Origin of the sequence: Pseudomonas sp. DVZ6 (assembly GCF_024259445.1) — a bacterium.
GTDB lineage: Bacteria > Pseudomonadota > Gammaproteobacteria > Pseudomonadales > Pseudomonadaceae > Aquipseudomonas > Aquipseudomonas peradeniyensis.
Map to the genome: position 1 here is coordinate 62,701 of NZ_JANCLM010000033.1, position 17,823 is coordinate 80,523.

The 17,823-nt window shown below is 67.1% G+C and carries 12 protein-coding genes; 10 read left to right on the forward strand and 2 right to left on the reverse strand.

Annotation, left to right across the window (positions count from 1 at the left end; all coding sequences use genetic code 11):
- Window positions 1-5 precede the first annotated feature (5 nt).
- Genes NMG10_RS18860 through NMG10_RS18885 form a run of 6 tightly spaced genes read left to right on the forward strand, consistent with a single transcriptional unit; the run spans window position 6 to window position 6,876 of the window.
- Complete coding sequence (locus tag NMG10_RS18860; protein WP_254464886.1) at window positions 6-1,013, forward strand: polysaccharide deacetylase family protein; 1,008 nt, start codon at window positions 6-8, stop codon at window positions 1,011-1,013.
- A complete protein-coding gene (locus tag NMG10_RS18865; RefSeq protein WP_254464887.1) occupies window positions 1,013-2,317 on the forward strand; it encodes a lipopolysaccharide biosynthesis protein in 1,305 nt (434 codons plus the stop codon). The genes NMG10_RS18860 and NMG10_RS18865 overlap by 1 nt, the downstream gene beginning before the upstream one ends.
- Window positions 2,314-4,224, forward strand: coding sequence for a hypothetical protein (locus NMG10_RS18870; RefSeq protein ID WP_254464889.1), 1,911 nt, complete (start codon window positions 2,314-2,316; stop codon window positions 4,222-4,224). The genes NMG10_RS18865 and NMG10_RS18870 overlap by 4 nt, the downstream gene beginning before the upstream one ends.
- A gap of 34 nt (window positions 4,225-4,258) precedes the next feature.
- The gene (locus NMG10_RS18875) at window positions 4,259-4,948 is read left to right on the forward strand and encodes a GNAT family N-acetyltransferase (protein ID WP_203646308.1); all 690 of its coding nucleotides are present in this window, start codon (window positions 4,259-4,261) and stop codon (window positions 4,946-4,948) included.
- Window positions 4,949-4,952: 4 nt separating this feature from the next.
- Window positions 4,953-6,125, forward strand: a complete 1,173-nt coding sequence (locus tag NMG10_RS18880; protein ID WP_254464890.1) for a GNAT family N-acetyltransferase — start codon at window positions 4,953-4,955, stop codon at window positions 6,123-6,125.
- On the forward strand, window positions 6,097-6,876 hold the full coding sequence (locus NMG10_RS18885) for a ChbG/HpnK family deacetylase (protein ID WP_232856940.1): 780 nt from the start codon (window positions 6,097-6,099) through the stop codon (window positions 6,874-6,876). The genes NMG10_RS18880 and NMG10_RS18885 overlap by 29 nt, the downstream gene beginning before the upstream one ends.
- A gap of 116 nt (window positions 6,877-6,992) precedes the next feature.
- Here the strand turns inward: NMG10_RS18885 and NMG10_RS18890 are convergent, their stop codons facing one another.
- Entirely contained in the window at window positions 6,993-9,047 is a 2,055-nt protein-coding gene (locus tag NMG10_RS18890) for a bifunctional diguanylate cyclase/phosphodiesterase (protein ID WP_254464898.1), read from the reverse strand.
- A 325-nt stretch (window positions 9,048-9,372) separates the two neighbouring features.
- Between NMG10_RS18890 and NMG10_RS18895 the strand changes: the two genes are divergently transcribed.
- The 4 genes from NMG10_RS18895 (at window position 9,373) to NMG10_RS18910 (ending at window position 16,224) form a co-directional block, all read left to right on the forward strand.
- The gene (locus NMG10_RS18895; RefSeq protein WP_254464891.1) at window positions 9,373-12,495 is read left to right on the forward strand and encodes a DUF6543 domain-containing protein; all 3,123 of its coding nucleotides are present in this window, start codon (window positions 9,373-9,375) and stop codon (window positions 12,493-12,495) included.
- A gap of 97 nt (window positions 12,496-12,592) precedes the next feature.
- Complete coding sequence (locus NMG10_RS18900; RefSeq protein ID WP_254464892.1) at window positions 12,593-14,212, forward strand: NADP-dependent glyceraldehyde-3-phosphate dehydrogenase; 1,620 nt, start codon at window positions 12,593-12,595, stop codon at window positions 14,210-14,212.
- Window positions 14,213-14,475: 263 nt separating this feature from the next.
- Window positions 14,476-14,943, forward strand: coding sequence for a VOC family protein (locus tag NMG10_RS18905; protein WP_232856938.1), 468 nt, complete (start codon window positions 14,476-14,478; stop codon window positions 14,941-14,943).
- Window positions 14,944-15,030: 87 nt separating this feature from the next.
- Window positions 15,031-16,224 carry a hypothetical protein gene (locus NMG10_RS18910; protein WP_254464893.1) on the forward strand — a complete coding sequence of 398 codons (1,194 nt, stop codon included), beginning with the start codon at window positions 15,031-15,033 and terminating at the stop codon, window positions 16,222-16,224.
- An 86-nt stretch (window positions 16,225-16,310) separates the two neighbouring features.
- Here the strand turns inward: NMG10_RS18910 and yiaY are convergent, their stop codons facing one another.
- A complete protein-coding gene (gene yiaY / locus NMG10_RS18915) occupies window positions 16,311-17,459 on the reverse strand; it encodes an L-threonine dehydrogenase (RefSeq protein WP_254464895.1) in 1,149 nt (382 codons plus the stop codon).
- Window positions 17,460-17,823: the final 364 nt, after the last annotated feature.

Consider the following 17,823-nt stretch of genomic DNA (forward strand, 5'->3'; position numbering starts at 1 on the left):
CGGACATGCCGATCAAGACCCACATCAAGCAGGCCAGTGGCTGGTTCTATTTCAAGTCGCCGCGTGGCCGCGCCGAACTGCGCGGCGCCGGGGTGATCCTCATGCTGCACCGGGTGCTGGCCGATGACGCCAGCGCCGCCCTGCCCCATCGCAACGAGCTGTGCGTCGGCCCCCGGGCCTTCGAAGGGCTGCTGCGCTGGCTGCCCCGGCATTTCGACTGCGTCAGCCTCATGGACCTGCTCAAGAGCCACGAGGAGCCCCGAGGCGATACCCGCCCCAAAGTGGCCCTGACCTTCGACGACGGCTGGCGCGACAATGCCGTCAACGCCTTCCCGCTGCTGCAACGCCACCAGGTGCCGGCGAGCATCTTCCTGTCCACCGACTACATCGGCAGCCGCCAGCGCTTCTGGTGGGAAAGCGTCGGCGAAACCCTGTGGGGCACCCATGGCGAGGAGGCTCGACGGCAACTGATCGAGCGCCTGCGCAAGCTCGGCCGTCCACTGCCTGCGGCCTACTTCATGCACGACCACAGCAAGGCCCGCAGCCTGGTACTGGCGCGCTACCTGCAGACCCTCAAGAGCCTCAGCCCCCAGGCCCTGCATGTGCTGACCGACGCCTGCCCGCCGGAGTCGCTGCCCCAGGCCATGGACTGGCAGCAGGTGCGAGCCCTGGAGGATTCCGGCCTGGTGCGCTTCGGCCCCCACGGCGCCAGCCATGCCCTGCTGCCGTACCTGGACGACCACCGCCTCAACGAAGAGCTGCAACGCAGCCACGCCGCGCTCAACGAAGGCTGCCGCGAACCGCTGCCGGTGTACTGCTACCCCAACGGCGACCACGACGAACGTGTGCGCGCGCGGGTCGCCGCGCACCGCTACCCCTACGCCCTGAGCACCCGCCCGGGGATCTGCCAGGGCCAGGACGACCCGCTGGCGCTGCCGCGCATCGGCGTCAGCCAGCGCAATGCCAGCCGGCCCTCGTTGCTGGCCTGGCGCATCAGCCGCGGAGAACGCTGATGAACCGCAACAGCTACCTGCGCCACCTGGCGCTGAGCATGGGCACCAAGCTTGCGATGATCGCCCTGCGCCTGCTGCGCAACGTGCTGCTGGCGCGCATCCTCGGGCCCAGCGAGCGCGGCCTGTTCGCCCTGCTCAGCACCTTGCCCGACCTGATCAGCGCCGCCACCAGCGGCGGCCTGAACAGCGCGGTCGGCTACCAGGCGGCCAAGCAACGCGACATGGGCCTGCTGCTGACCCAGGTGCTGGTCTATGGCTGCCTGCTGGCCGGGCTGCTGACGCTGGTCTGCGTGTTGCTGGTGCGCGAGTTCGGCAGCGACCTGGAAATCACCGTGCAGCTGGGCCTGCTGGCCTGGCTGTTGTTGCTGGCGGTGCCGATGACCGTGCTCAAGAGCGGCCTGCTGACCCTGCACAACGCCAGCGGCGGCGTCGGTGCCTTCAACGCCCTGCGCCTGACCGAGTCGCTGGCGCCGCTGCTGCTGTTCCTCGGGCTGTTCTGGATGTGGCGCGACGAGGCCCTGGAGGCCGCGCTGATCAGTTGGCTGTGCGGCATCGCCCTGGTGCTGGTGCTGGGCCTGTGGTGGCTGCGCCGCCAGCACCCGCTGGCCCTGCGCTGGGATCGCGGCGGCCAGCGCGAACTGCTGAGCTACAGCGCCAAGAGTCACCCTGACCTATTGTTCCAGCAGGTGATCCTGCGCTCGGACTACCTGTTCATCGGCGCCATGCTCGGCAGCACCGCCCTGGGCCACTACGCCATGGCCAGCGCCGCCGCCGAACTGCTGCTGATCGTCCCCGAGGCGGTGACCACGCCGCTGATGAAACGCCTGCTGCAACAGGACGCCGGTATGGAACGCCTGACGCCCCTGGCCCTGCGCCTGACCGCCACGGTGATGCTCGGCGCCTGCCTGAGCATGGCGCTGATCGGCCAGTGGCTGATCGTCACCCTGTTCGGCGCCGACTACGCGCCGGCCTATCCGGCGCTGCTGGCCTTGCTGCCGGGCCTGCTCGGCCTGTGCTACGCCAGCATCCTGCGTCTGGACCTGCTGGGCAAGAACCGCCCCGGCACGGTGTCGCTGCTGATGGGCGCGGGCGCCGCGCTGAACCTGGTGCTCAACGTATTGCTGATCCCGACCTGGGGCATCGTCGGCGCCGCGGCGGCCTCGTCCATCGCCTACCTGGCGGTCACCGTGGCCATGCTGGTGCTGTATTGCCGCCTCAGCGGCGTGCCGCTGGGCCAGACCCTGATCATCCTGCCCGCCGACCTGGCGCCGCTGCGCCAGATGCTGCAACGGAGGGCGGCATGAGAGCCCTGCTGCTGTGCACCGCGCTGCTGGCACAGTCGGCGCTCGCCGCGCCCGTGCAATGGGGCGAGATCCGCGATGGCAGCCTGTACCTGCTCCCGGCCCGCGCCGACGAGCTGCGCATCCAGTGGCGCCCGGCCTGGCAGGCCGACGCCAACCCGGAGCGCCTGTACCTGCTGGACGGCCAGGGCCGCCTGACCGGCGAACGGCGCATCGAGGCCGCGCAGGTACGCGGCGAGCAGCGCTGGCCCCTGGCACCCGATGGCGGCACCTATCGCCTGGAAGTGCCCGGCTACAGCTTCCGCGACTACCGTATCCAACACGATGCCAGCACCCGTGCGCTGTTCGCGCCGGCCAAGGTGCACTTCAGCGCCGAGGTCGGGCCGGGTGTCGAGCTGTACTTCCGGGTCAAGGCCGGCGAACGGGCGGTGTTGGCCGGCAAGCACCACGGCGGCGTCCACGGGCTGTTCGCCGAACGCCTCGGTGACGGTCGCCGCGTGCAATTGCCGCTAAAGCCCTACCGCGCCTACTGGCGCTTCGACCAGCTGCCGCTGCCGGTCAGCAGCCGCGACGAGACCTGGCGCCTGGGCCTGCAGGGCAGCGGCAAGGCGGCGTTCTGGCTCGACGGCAGCGCCAACCTGTTTGCCCAGCGTGCTGACGACCTGGGCGACCTGCCCCAGCAACCGGGCCAGGTACGCCTGACCGTCGGCACCAAGTTGCTCGGCCCCACGCCGAAGCTAGGGGTGGCCCTGCCCTATGTGCTGCCGCCGGCCTCAAGCTTTGCCGCCCTGGACGCCCTGCGGCCCCAGGCCGCCGGCTTCTACAGCTTCGTCGACGTGCTGCAACGCCAGCCCGACTTCGAGAACGCCTGGCGCAAGCTCTACCAGGAACGCTTCGGCATCCTCCAGGACATCACCCTGCTGGCCGGCAGCGCCCGGGTCGCCGACCTGCGCAGCGACCGCACCAGCAGCGATGGCCTTGACGCCTGGCTCGAGGCGACCAAGGCTCTGGGCGGCAACGGCACCCACTACCTGGCCTTTGCCGACGAGCCCAACCTCAACTATCGCGACTACGCCAGCTACAGTGATTTCTTCCAGGCCATGGCCAGGCGCGTGCGCGAGTACCCCGGCGCCCGCGAGGCCGGCGTGCGCATCGCCATGCCGGCCTCCTCGCGCCTGCTCGGCGGGCCCTTCACCGACGACGGCAAGCAACGCCGCGGCATCGACTGGGCGCGGCGCCTGCTCGCCGAACAGGGTGCGCAGATCGACGCCCTGGCCTGGCACGAATGGATGGTCCGCGACCTGCTCGCCACCCGCAGCTACCGCGACAGCGTGCGCCAGGCCGCCGAGTTGGTGGGTCTGGACAACCAGGGCCGGCCGCGCAAGGCGTTGCTACTGGACCAGACCAACCTGTCCAGCGGCTCAAGCCTCAGCCCCTACGAGCAGAACACCCATTACGCCGGGCTGTGGTGGACCTCGGTGGTGATCAACGCCGCCGGCGACGGCCTGCTCGACATGCTCAACTGGTTCCATGTCGCCGACGAGCCAGAATGGCCCAAGGGCATGCTGCGCGATGCCGGCGACCAGCGCTACGAGCTCAAGCCGGTGGGCCTGGCCCAGCAGTTCATCCAGCGCCACTGGCTGGACCAGGTGCTGACCCTGGACAACGACGCCTTCGAGGTCGACGCCCTGGCCATGGCCCGCCAGCACCAACGTAGCCTGCTGGGGGTGAACAAGGCCGAGCGCCTGCAACAGGTGGCGCTGGTCCTGGGCGACTGCCCGGCCGGCCAGCTCGAACTGTTCGGCCCCGACAACCAGAGCCGCCGCGCCAGCTTCAGCTGCGCCGATGGCCAGGTCCGTTTTCAACTGCCAGGGCAGACCGTATTCGCCCTGACCTGGAGCGCGTCATGAGACGCACCTCGATCAGCCATGCCCAGGAGGCACCATGACTGCATTTGCCAAGATCCAGGATCGCATCAAGCGCAAGGGACTGCGTGACACCCTCGGTAGCGCCTTGCGGCACTACGTCTTCTATCATTGGGAGCTGCTGTGGATGGAGCGCGACCTGGTCAGCCCGGTGCCGCCGCACCGGCTCAAGCCTTACGGCAGCCTGCGCGTCGAGGGCATCACCGTGCATAACGTGCAGGCCTTCGCCCGCCACTTCGGCGACCGGGTCGAGACCATGCGCGAGCTGGCCGCCGAAGGCCACACCGGGCTGATGTTCCTCGACGACGACAACGACGCCGTGGCCTTCATCTGGGGCAGCAGCCGCCACTATCACGACCGCCACTACTACGGCTGCTGGTTCCCGGTCGGACCGGGCGAGTTCTTCGAGTTCGGCGGCGAGCTGATCCGCAAGTACTGGGGCACCGAGCTGTCGGTGGACCTGCAGCTGGCGTTGTGGAAGGCCATGGCCGCCCAGGGCTGCACCAAGGTGGTGGACGTGTGCGAGCAGCACAACATCCCGGCGCTCAAGCTGCACCTGCGCATGGGCTATCAGGAGCAAGGACGGATCATGAACGTGTACTGCCTGTTCGGCCGCTGGAGGTTCTACCGCGAGAGTCGCTACACGACCTCGCGCCTGGAGCCACTGCGCAAACCGGAGGCCCCGGCCTCCTCGGCCACGGCGGGCTGAAGCCATGGCCCTGCAGCTCAGATGGTGCGCCTCGCTGCGCAGCGACGACTTCCCCGCCGCCGACTACGAGGCGCTGCGCCGGCGCCTGCCCGGCAGCACGCCGTTCAACCACCTCGGCTGGCTGCGCGCCGCCGAGGCCGCCCTGCTGCCCGGCCAGCGGCTCGGTGTGCTGCTCGGCTACCAGGACGAACGCCTGTGCCTGTGCCTGCCCCTGGTCCGCGCCCGGGAGCCCTTCGGCCCACTGTTCGCGCCGGTGGTGCGCCACCTGGGCTATCCGCTGAGCGACCGCATCGCGCTGCTCATCGACCTGCCGGCGCTGTACGCCGACCAGGTCCTGCAGGCCATCCGCAAACACCTGCCCCATGCCCTGCTGCAACTGAACGAGGTGCCGGACAACGCCGAGCACGAAGGCTGGTTGCGCCAGTGGGCCGGCGCCAGTTCCACCTGGCAGCAGCGCCTGACCTGCCGCGTGCCGGTGCACCGCATCAACGAACAGGATCGCCAGGAGGTCAGCGGCGATCCGCGCTACAAGCTGCGCCGCGCGCGCAAACGAATCAACGCCTGCGGCGCCAGCGTGCGCCGCGTCATGGCCACGGCCGAGAACATGGGTGAACTGCTCGACGCCATCAGCGCCGTCGAGGCCGTGAGCTGGAAAGGCGACGACGAGGTCGGCATCTTCTCCGGCCCCCTGCGCCGCCAGTGGATGGAGCAGGCCTTCATCGCGCTGGCCGGCGAAGGCCTGGTGTGCCTGGTGCTGCTGGAGCTGGACGGGCGCTGCATCAGCTACCGCCTGGGCCTGGTGGAGCGCGGCCGGGTCTACGACTACAACCTCGCCTTCGTCCCGGAGCACCGCGACCTGGGCAGCGGCCGCGTGCTGCTGGAGGAGTGGATCCACTGGGGCCTGGATGCGGACTGGAAATGGATCGACGCCTCGCGGGTCAGCCTGGACAACTCCAGCCACCAGTTGCACGAACGCATGACCGGCCAGCTCGAACAGTGGCGCCTGAGCAGCTACAGCTGGCGCCCCGACGGCGTGCTGCTGGGCCTGGCGCAGCGCTGCTGGCACTGGCTCAAACCACGCCTGCGCAGGCGCTCGCCGCGCAACGAAGCCGATGTTGTCGCCCCCACCCCGCCACAGGAGCGCCCGGATGCCATCCCAGGTCATAGTCAACGCTGACGATTTCGGCCTCAGCGCCCACACCAACGCGGTCATCCTGCACGCCTTCCAGGCCGGGCTGATCAGCTCGGCCACGGCCATGGCCAACATGCCGGCCTTCGCCACCGCCTGCGCGCTGGCCCAGCAACCGGCGCTCAAGGGACGCATCGGGCTGCACTTCAACCTCACCTACGGCCGTCCGCTGAGCCAGGCGATCCTGGACGAGCCGCGCTTCTGCACGCCCCACGGCGAGTTCGACCTGCGCCTGAAGCAACGTACCCTGCGCCTGTCGCGCCGCGAGCGGGCCGCCGTGGAAGCGGAGCTTGAGGCCCAATGGAAACACTGCCTGGACCACGGCCTGATGCCCAGCCACCTGGATTCGCACCAGCACGTGCACAACATCTGGCCGGTGGGCACCGTCGTCGCCCGCTTCGCCCGCGACCAGGGCGTGCCGGTGCGCCTGGCGCGCAACCTGGGGCACAACATCGGGCCGGCCAAGCGCGCGTTCAAGACCCTGCTCAACTGGCGCCTGCGCCAGCTCGCCGGGAGCACCGCCGACTTCGTCTGCACCCCGGCCGACCTCAAGGCCGGCCTGGCCCCCGAGCATGGCGTGCTGGAGCTGGTGGCCCATCCCAGCGCGCTGGGTGGGCATGATTTCGGCGACGCCTACCTGGCCAGCGGCGAATCGCTGCTGGCGCTGGTCGAGCAGCGCCTGGGGCAGGTGCCGCGGGTGGGGTATGCGAGCTTGGGTATGCAGGAGGAGATGAGTTGATGGCCGCCGGGTGTTCGACGTTAGAGGTGCATTGCCTATGAGATCGAGCGCCGCGCGGGCGGCGCTCGATCTGATAGGCGCCAAACCTGTATCGACGGGCACTCGCCCCCCTGCCACTAACGCCCCGGCGGCCGATGCCGCCGTTCATGGTTGTCGTCCAGCCAGCGGCGCAAAGCCTCGGCCGGCATCGGCCGCCCGAGCAGGAAACCCTGGCCCTGGTCGCAGCCGGCATGGCGCAGGAAATCGTACTGCTCCTGGGTTTCGATGCCTTCGGCGGTGATGCGAAAACCCAAGGCATGGCCCAGGTCGATGATCGCCCTGGCGATGGCTACCGCATCGTCGTCCCCGGGCAGGTCCTTGATGAAGGCGCGATCGATCTTCAGGTGATCGATCGGCAACGCGCGCAGGTAGGCCAGCGACGAATAGCCAGTGCCGAAGTCGTCCACCGCCGTGGCTACGCCCATGGCCTGCAGCTGCGCCAACACCGCGCAGGCCTGCTGCTGGCTTTCCATCAGCAGACTCTCGGTGATCTCCACTTCCAGCAGGTTGGCCGGCAGGCCATGGCGCTCCAGTGCCGAGGCCAGGCTGGTGACGTAGTCGCTGCGCTCGATCTGCAGGGCCGCGACGTTGATCGCCAGCGGCCCGGGCAAGCCGTCGCCGGCGCGCCACTCGGCCAGTTGCGTGCAAGCCAGCTCCAGCACCCGTTCGCCGAGCGGGATGATCAGCCCGGTGCGCTCGGCCAAGGGAATGAATTCCCCCGGCGAGACCAGGCCATGTTCGGGGTCACGCCAGCGCAGCAGGGCCTCGACGCCTTCCAGCTGCCCGCTGAACAGATCGACCTTGGGCTGGTACCACAGCTCGAATTCGTTGTGTTCAAGCGCCCGGCGCAGGTTGCGCTCCAGCTCCAGGCGCTGCTGCAGACGCTCGGTCATGTCCGGGTGGTAGGGCCGCCAGGCATCGCGCCCGGCTTCCTTGGCCGCATACATGGCGGTGTCGGCGTGGCGCAGCAGGCTGTCGGCGTCCTCGCCATGCTGCGGGCACCAGGCAAGGCCGATGCTGCCGGTGACCAGGGCGGCGTTGCCATTGAGGTCGAACGGCCGCTGCAGGCAGCGCAGCAAGGCACGGATCTGGTGGTTCACCTGGCCCTGGGCGCCTTGCAGCATGAACACGAATTCGTCGCCGCCCAGGCGGCACAAGCGGTCCTGGCTGTCCAGTTCCTGCAAGAAGCGCGCGGTCGCCTGCTGCAGCAACAGATCGCCCATCGGATGCCCGAGGCTGTCGTTGACCTGCTTGAATCCGTCGATATCGAGCATCAGCACCGCCAGGCCATGCCCTTGCAGGATCGCCGCGCCCAGCTGCTGCTGGAACAGGATCCGGTTGGGCAGCCCGGTGATGGTGTCGTAGTGGGCCAGGCGTTCGAGCTGGGCCTGGTAGCGCTGCAGCTCGCGGTTGCGCTGTTCGAGCAGGCGCTGCTTGCGGTTGAGCTGGGCGACGAACAGGCTGAACAGCCCCGTGCAGCTCAGGGCGAACAGGAACAATGGCGAGCCGAACAGGTCCAGCCCCGACCAGCCGCCCCGTGGCGCCGCCACCAGTTGCCAGACGCCGCCCGGCACTTCCACGGTCATCTTCACCTGCGACGTGTCAAACAGCGTTGGATCGCCCCAGATCAACGCACCCTCGGCGCCCTTGCCGTCGCCGCCCCGCACGGCAACCTCGAACTCGGTATCCGGGCGCAATCCCGCCGTCAGCAGCAAGCGGTCGATATCGGCGACGATCGACACATTGCCCCAATAGAAGCGCACACCGCGCTTGCCAGTGACGAACACCGGACGCCGGTAGATCAGCGCCCGGCCACCCTGGTACAGCTGCAGGGGACCGGCCAGCACCGGCTGGGCCTGGTCGCGGGCCGATCGCACCAGCGGGAACTGATCCGGCAGCTGGCGATAGTCCAGCCCGATCAGCCGCTCGTTGCCCGCCATCGGGTAGACATCACCGATCACATCCCCCGGCGCCAGTGCGATATGGCGCATGTAGGGGACCGACTGCAAGGCACCGTGGGCCATGCCGTGAAAATGCGCCGAACTGATTTCGCCATCGGCGCTGATCAGCTGGGCGATGCCCTCGGCCTCGCCAAACGCCGCGCCCAACTGGGCTTCCAGGGCGCCGCGCATTCCCGCCAGACGGGCCGCAAGGTTGCCAAGTTGCTCACTGCGTTCGCGCTGCGCATCCAGGTGTCCCAGGGCGACCGACAGGCCAATGCCCACCAAGGCAAGGCCGACCGGCAGCAGGCGATTGAGCGATTGGCGCAAGGTCCCGGCTGGGGCTGGCGTGGGGTCTTGTGGGGGCTGGGGAGTGATCATAGGCAGGCGATGGCAGGCAATTACGCAGTTATCGGCGCTGCGCGGCCAATATTGAGGCCAGTTTTACCGGTACAAGCATGTACCACCGCCAGCCCCGACGCGGCTGCTCTGATGTGCGCTTTGCAAGGAGCCACAGATGACAGCCCCCAATCCACACCACACCCTTCTGCAACGCCGACTGCCCGCCTGGGCACGGGAGGCCGGTGCCGAACACTGGCAACGACTGAGCGACGCCATCCTGCCGGTACAGGGCCTGCCCGGGGCCGAGGCGGCCTGGTTCGCCAATGCCGCGCCCCACCTGCGCGAGGCGGTCGAGGCCAGCCAGGCGCGCCTGATGCAGGCGCAGCGCGCATTGGCAAAGCACCTGCGTGGCCTGAGGAACATCAACGAATTCGCCGAGCCCCTGCTTGCCGAGCGCCTGCGCATGCAGCACAAATTCAGTGCACCGTTGCGCAGCACATCGCTGGTCTGGGTGAAGCATCTCTACAGTTTTCAGGTCTACCTCACCCAGCACGAACACCGCAGCCTGCTCGAAGCTGCCCTGCACAACTTCAGCGACGCCGTGACCTTCAACCGCGACAGCGCCCTCGCCCTGGACAGCGACTGGCAGGTCAACCAGACCATGGTCACCGGCAAGACGACCCTGGGCGACAGCGAAACCGAAGTCGACATCGACCTGTCCTCGGAGCAGATCCGGATCAAGCCCCTGGCGCTGTCACCCGAGGTTTTCGCCAGGACCTGTCGCGAACTGGACCTCGGCCAGGCTTACCAGGATCACCTCGATACCACCTTCGCCGCACCTGGCGTGCGCCCGGCGGCGCTGCGCGTTCACCAGGACAGCCTGCGTCTGGCGGCTGACCTGGCCCGCGCGCGCAACCAGCTCAGTGGTGCGGGATGGGATGCGCTGCAGACCTTGCTGGAAAATGGCAAAGCATTGCCCTGCAGCCAACTGAGCCTGTTCGGCATCACCCTGCACGAGGCGACCCTGATCGATACCGGCACTTCAGCTATCGTGTTGTACCTGCCGGGACAGACAGACAGCCTGCGCGCCTTCGACAACCTCGAAGCGCTGCATCGCCAGTTGCGCAGCGACTTGCAGCAAGAGCCGTTTCGCCAAGGTTTCATGGCTTATGTACCAAGCGAGCAGCAGGGCCAGCTCGCCAGCCGCCTGCGCCAGAATGCCGGTGGCGACCTGCGCTTGCGCACCCTGCCCATCGCCGCAGACCTGTACATATTTTTCCACGACGACCACCTGGCACGCCTGAAGCACGAAGCCCGACAACTGGCCGTGCCCACTGCGCAAGCCGACGAACAGGCGCTCAAGGCGCGCAAAGCCCTCTGGGAAAGTGCCGGCCTCGACATGCTGATGATCGCCGGCATGTTCGTCCCCGCGTTAGGCACGATGATGACCGCGGTGATTGCCTACCAGCTGCTGGATGACGCCTACGAAGGCTATGAAGCCTGGCAGGTCGGTGACCGCGAGCAAGCCATGGCCCACCTCAAGTCGGTGGGCCTCAACCTGGCGTTGATCGGCGGATTGCACCTGGCAGGCAAGGCCGTGTCACGCCTCACCAGCAGCCCGTTGATGGAGAGCCTCGAACCCGTCACCCTCGAAGACGGCAGCCAGCGCCTGCGCCGCGTCGATCAGCGTGACGAGAGCGTTTTGAAGAACGCCCTGAAGGGGCTGTATCTTCCCGAGCAAGCCAGCCTGCTGAGCGAGCGACTGATCATCAATGCGATGCCGCGACTGCCCGGCTGGCCGGAGCATCTGCGTCTCGAGCTGCGGGCGGCGTCGCCCCAGGGTCCACTGCTGCTGGCCTCCGGCGCCAGGGACAGCAGCCGCGCCTGCACCGTGCTCAAGTCAGCCGACGGCTATGAAGCCTACCTCGGAGAGCGACCGGCCCCGCTTCACCAGGACCACGACCTCTGCCGCGCTGTCATGCAGGCACTGCCTGCCGATGACCGTGCGGCCCTTGGACTGAAGACCACCAGCGTCGGTGAGCTGCGCCAGCGGATCCACGATCTGGCCCTGTCGAGCCGTGACATGGCCAGTCGCCTGCTGGAGAACCCGGCGCCGGGCTGGAGCAGTCAAGGCCTGCTGCGCGGCGGCCTGGACGCGCCTGCTCTTGCCGCGCAACGCATCGACGTCGGCGCGCTCTTGCGCCGCTACCGGGCGCTCTACCCCGAGTCCGTCGATTTCCAGGTCAACGAACAACTGACCCAATGGTTCGAGGCCGGCCTGGATCCGGCACAGCAGCTCGCCGAACTGGAACGGCAACTGCTGGCGTTCCGCGACCAGGTGCGTGCCTGGGCAGGCGAAAACCCATTGCGCCAGGCCGCCGCACGCCGACTGGTGAGCAACTGGCAACGGATCTCGGAGTACTCAGAGGAAGAAGGCCGGGTCATCCACCTGATCAGCCTCGCCGACCTGGCCCTGACCCACCAGGACCTGGCCTCGCTGGCGCTACCTGATCGCTTCACCCATATCCAGCGCATCGACCTGGCCGCCAACCCCGCCCTGAGCGAACTGCCCGCGGAGTTCCTCGAACGTTTTCCCCACTTGCAACGCCTGCACCTGATGAACTGCGGCTTCGAGCAAATACCAGCGGTCGCCGTGCCGCACTCACTGGAATGGCTGGATATGCAAGGCAACAGCATCCTCTGGAACGACACCAATCAGGTTGCCCTGGATCGCCTCGACAATCTTCGCTTGCTCGACCTGTCACACAACCCGCTGGCCCGCAGCCCTGACCTGAGCCGCCTGGCCGCGCTGGACATGCTCAACCTCAACACCTGCGAACTGACGGACTGGCCAGCCGGCATCCGCAACGATGCCGACTGGCGACCCATCGTTTTCGATCTGCGCGATAACCGGTTCACTCATTTGCCGGACGACCTGCGTTTGTCGCGGGTGGCGGGCCAGGCCCTGTGGCTGGAGAGCGCCGAACTCAGCGAGCGCGTCAGCCAGCAGATCCAGGCCTACTACGAGCGCGATGGCGTCGACCTGCTGGTGGCCGACGCGGAGTACGAAGACATGCTGGAGGACACCAATGTCGACGACTGGAGCATCTGGAACACCCTGCCGCTGCAATATCGCCGCGACCTGCGCGGGCTGCAGGACCTGCCGGACTACACTCACGCGCAGCTGTGGCAGCGCCTGCGCACGTTCGCCGACCCACGGGCCATGGACTATGGCCTGTCGATCGGCGCGATGCGGCTGATGGACGCCGAGGTGTTCCCGCCGCCCTTCGAGGAATGACCGCGAGCGGCTGCGCCGGGGTGGCAATTTTCAGCCGGTCGGCGCATGCTCGCAAGCTGAAGCGTTTCATCATCCGGATTTGAGAGGTGCAGTACCCATGGACCGTCTGCTCGATTCGCTGTTTCCCGCTCCCGAGGACATCCCCGAAGCCTGGCGCCTGGGTGCGCCGCTGGAGCAACGCGACTACCTGGTCGGCGGCGAGCTGCGCCGCTGGGACGGGCCGCTGGCCACCGTGCGCAGCCCGGTGTGGCTCAAGGAAGGCGACAGCGAACGCCAGGTGATCCTCGGCAGCGCGCCGCTGCTGGACGCCGACACCGCGCTCAGCGCCCTCGACGCGGCCGTGGCCGCCTACGACAAGGGCCGCGGTGCCTGGCCGAACATGCGCGTGGCCGAGCGCATCCAGCATGTCGAGGCTTTCCTGGCGCGCATGCGCGAGCAGCGCACGGCGGTGGTCAAGCTGCTGATGTGGGAGATCGGCAAGAACCTCAAGGACTCGGAAAAAGAGTTCGACCGCACCTGCGACTACATCGTCGACACCATCGACGCGCTCAAGGACCTCGACCGCCGCTCCAGCCGCTTCGAGCTCGAACAGGGCACCCTCGGCCAGATCCGCCGGGCGCCGCTGGGCGTGGCGCTGTGTATGGGCCCGTACAACTACCCGCTCAACGAGACCTTCACCACACTGATCCCGGCGCTGATCATGGGCAACACCGTGGTGTTCAAGCCGGCCAAGTTCGGCGTGCTGCTGATCCGCCCGCTGCTCGAGGCCTTCCGCGACAGCTTCCCGCCGGGGGTGATCAACGTCATCTACGGGCGTGGCCGCGAGACCGTCAGCGCGCTGATGGCCAGCGGCAAGGTCGATGTGTTCGCCTTCATCGGCACCCACAAGGCCGCCAGCGACCTGAAGAAACTCCACCCGCGTCCGCACCGCCTGCGCGCGGCCCTGGGCCTGGATGCCAAGAACCCCGGCATCGTCCTGCCCCAGGTCGACCTGGACAACGCCGTCGAAGAGGCCGTTACCGGCGCCCTGTCGTTCAACGGCCAGCGTTGCACGGCGTTGAAGATCCTGTTCGTGCACGAAGACGTGGTCGATGCGTTCCTCGACAAGTTCCAGCGCAAGCTCGCCGCGCTCAAGCCGGGCATGCCCTGGGAGCCGGGCGTGGCGCTGACGCCGCTGCCGGAGCCGGGCAAGGTCGACTACCTCGACGGCCTGGTGGCCGACGCCACCGCCAAGGGCGCGCGGGTACTCAACGAAGGCGGCGGGCACAGCCGCGGTTCGTTCTTCTACCCTGCCCTGCTCTATCCGGTCAGCCAGGACATGCGTGTCTATCACGAGGAACAGTTCGGCCCACTGGTGCCGGTGGTGCCCTACCGCGACCTGCAGACGGTGATCGACTACGTGCTCGACTCCGACTACGGCCAGCAGCTGAGCCTGTTCGGCAACGACCCCGAGACCGTCGGCGCGCTGGTCGACACCTTCGCCAACCAGGTCGGCCGGATCAACCTCAACGCCCAGTGCCAGCGCGGGCCGGACACCTACCCGTTCAACGGCCGCAAGAACAGCGCCGAGGGGACCTTGTCGGTGCATGATGCATTGCGGGTGTTCTCCATCCGTACGTTGGTGGCGACCAAGTTCCAGGAGGCGAACAAGGAGCTGATCAGCGAGATCATCCGTAACCGGCAGTCGAGTTTCCTGACGACCGATTACATCTTCTGATCCGCATGCCCACCCCCTGTAGGAGCGGCCGCGAAAGGGCTGCGCAGCGGCCCCTGTATTTCAGCGTTGACGCATCAATCGCCGGGGCCGCTACGCGCCCCTTTCGCGGCACAAGGCCGCTCCTACACCTGACCGCATCAGTCCCAAAACAGGTTTTTTAATCGACAATCGATATAAAGCCACTGTCGATTTTCCACCTGCGTAGACGACTCTAATCACCAGGCTGTTGCAAACAACAACCCACGTGAAAGGAGTTTACGAAAATGGCAGTCAAACCTATCCCCGAAGGCCAGCGCAGCATCACCCCTTACCTCGGCATCAAGGACGCCGCCAAAGCCATCGAGTTCTACAAGAAGGCCTTCGGCGCGGTCGAGATGTTCCGCCTTGAAGACCCCCAAGGCCGCGTCGGCCATGCCGAACTGAAAATCGGCGACTCGTCGCTGATGCTCGGCTCACCCTGTGACATGGAGGGCGGCCTCAAGCCCAGCGAGGACATCGAGGTCCCGGGGGTCGGCCTGCACTTGTATGTCGAGGACTGCGATAAGGTCTACGCCAATGCCATCGCCGCTGGTGCTAAGCCGATCAAAGAGGTACAGGACCAGTTCTACGGCGACCGCAGCGGCACCCTGATGGATCCGTTCAACAATCTGTGGTTCGTCTCCACCCACAAGGAAGACCTCACCCCCGAGGAAATCCGCGCCCGCGCCGCCAAGCTGTTCAGCAGCCAGTGAGCGGCGGGCTCCAGGCCGCAAGCTTCAAGTTGAAAGCCGCCGCGCTTTGCTGGAAGCTTGAGGCTTGTAGCTTGGAGCTGCCTCTCAATGCGTATCATCGAAAAATCCGGCGCGCAGGTGCGCAGCCTGACCCTGGCCGAAGAGGAACTGTTGGCCAGCTTCGCCACCGGCACCCTGGCCGGCCCCCGCCTGCTGCAAGCCAACCAGTGGCTGATGAAAGTGCGCAGCGCCAACCAGTGGTTGGCCTGCGATTGCCGCCAGGATGCCCTGCCGGTGCTCAACGTGTCGCTGAACGGCAACACCGGCACCCTGTTCCTGCGCAACAACCCCGACACCCCGGAACACACCCCGGGCTGCCCGTTCAGCAAGGATGAACGCGAGACCGGCGCAAGCGCCGAGGACAACACGCCTCCCGCGGCCTGGCTGGCGCCGGATGCGCCGTTGCGGCTGCTCGGCGACTACCGCCGTGCCATTGACGGGGACACGGCCGCCGGACCACGCGACCCCGGCGAGCGCCGCGAGCAGCAGCGCCTGTTGTCGCTGCTGCTGACCTGGATCGAGGCCAGCGGTCTGAATGTCTACGCCACCCACCTGAAGAAGGACCTCACCGCCCAGTTCGCCGAGCTGCGCGGCGTCGCCGGCCGCTACCCGCTGCTGGAACGGGTGCCGGCCAGCAACTACCTGGAAACACGCCTGGACATGAAGCACATGATGATGCTCAAGGCGCGCCTGCGCGAGGCCACGGTGTTCGGCAACCATCGCCGCCATGGCCTGCTGCTCGACTGCGTCGACCAGGTCAAGGGCCGCAAGCTGTTCAACAACCGCAGCGAGGACGGCTTCGACTTCCAGGGCCACCACCACTACTGGGGCGGCAACCGCGCCTCAGGCCCCTTGCTGGCACTGGCGCTGTACTCGCCGGCCACCGCCGGCAGCCATTTCTACGAACTGATCCATGTCGCCAGCGTGCCGGTGCTGTCACGCGGGCACCTGTTCCCGGTGTACCGCGACGAAGAGCGCGAACCGCTCAAGGCGCTGGTGTCGCTGATCGACTGGATGGCGAGCAAGGGGGTGAAAGTTTTGATGCGCCGCCCGGTGATCGGCGGCCAGGTGATGGACGAACTGGTGCTGACCTCGGACCAGGACCGGGTGCTGTCGGTGTCGTTGCTGGAGCAGCCGATCGGGCCGGAGCCGGATGCCGAGAACTTCAAGCGCTACGCCGACTTCAAGAGCCTGGAGACCTTCCGCAAGTACGTGGCCGGGTTCTTCATGCGCGAACGCTGAGCAAGCCCCACAAGGGCCGATTTTCACGGCCCTTGTGAGAGCTGGCTTGTGTGGGAGCGGGCTTGCCCCGCGATGACTCGACCTGGCTAGAACGCCGCCTTGAAGATCGCCTCGATTTCCACCTGGCTGGCCACCCGCGGATTGGTCAACCCACAGGCGTCCTTCAAGGCATTGGCCGCCAGCACCGGCACATCCTCGACCTTGGCTCCCAGCTCCGCCAGCCCGGCCGGGATACCGATGGCCGCCGCCAGGTGCTCGATGGCCGAGATCGCCGCCCCGGCGCCCTGCTCCGCGTCCAGTCCGCAGACCTTCACCCCCATGGCCTTGGCCACATCACGCAGGCGAGCGGCGCTGACCTTGGCGTTGAAGCGCTGCACATGGGGCAGCAGCACCGCGTTGCACACACCATGGGGCAGGTCGTAGAAGCCACCCAGCTGGTGCGCCATGGCGTGCACGTAGCCCAGCGAGGCGTTGTTGAACGCCATGCCCGCCAGGAACTGGGCATAGGCCATGTTTTCCCGCGCCACCAGGTCACCGCCGTCGGCGACCGCCTGGCGCAGGTTGTCGCTGATCAGGCTGACGGCCTTGAGCGCGCAGGCGTCGGTGATCGGCGTGGCGGCGGTGGAGACATAGGCCTCGATGGCATGGGTCAGCGCGTCCATGCCGGTGGCGGCGGTGAGGCCCTTGGGCATGCCGACCATCAGCGCGGGGTCGTTGACCGACAGGATCGGCGTGACGTTGCGATCGACGATAGCCATTTTCACGTGGCGCGCCTCGTCGGTGATGATGCAGAAGCGGGTCATCTCGCTGGCGGTGCCCGCCGTGGTGTTGATCGCAATCAGCGGCAGCTGCGGCCTGGCCGAGCGATCCACGCCTTCGTAGTCGCTGATATGCCCGCCGTTGGTGGCGCACAGGGCGATGCCCTTGGCGCAGTCATGGGGTGAGCCGCCCCCCAGCGAGACCACGCAGTCGCAGCCCTCGCGACGCAGCATCGCCAGGCCCGCCTCGACGTTGGCGATGCTCGGGTTGGGCTTGGCGCCGTCGAACACCCGCGAATCGATGTCGCGCATGGCCAGCATCCCGGCGATACGCTCGGCGACGCCGGCCTTGGCCAGCCCGGCATCGGTGACGATCAGTGCCTTGCGCAGGCCATAGCCGGCGATCGCGGTCATCGCCTCGTCCAGGCAGTCGATGCCCATGATGTTCACGGCGGGGATGAAGAACGTGCTGCTCATGGCCGGATCCTCTCAAGCTGACGGTAGGTTTTCAGCATCCGCCGGAATGGGCGTGGAGGCGTTGATCCAGGGCAAGACTGATGCGGGCCGGCATTCGAAAAACGAATCTAGTTGTATACGGCCGGACTCTTTCACCCAGTAGTAAAAATCAATAAAACGCCAACTAAGAAACATCCTACAAACCCACCAAAATAAGAACGCAAAGTTTATTTAATTATTTGAAATAGCGTTCTAGCCTAGGCCTTCGTCTTTGCCAGGGGCATTTTCTTGCTCGCCATTAACAGGGTCCTACGGACTCTACGGCAGCCCTGACAATTCCAGATAACAACTAGTTACATATAAACACTGGAGTGCCATGACCCGC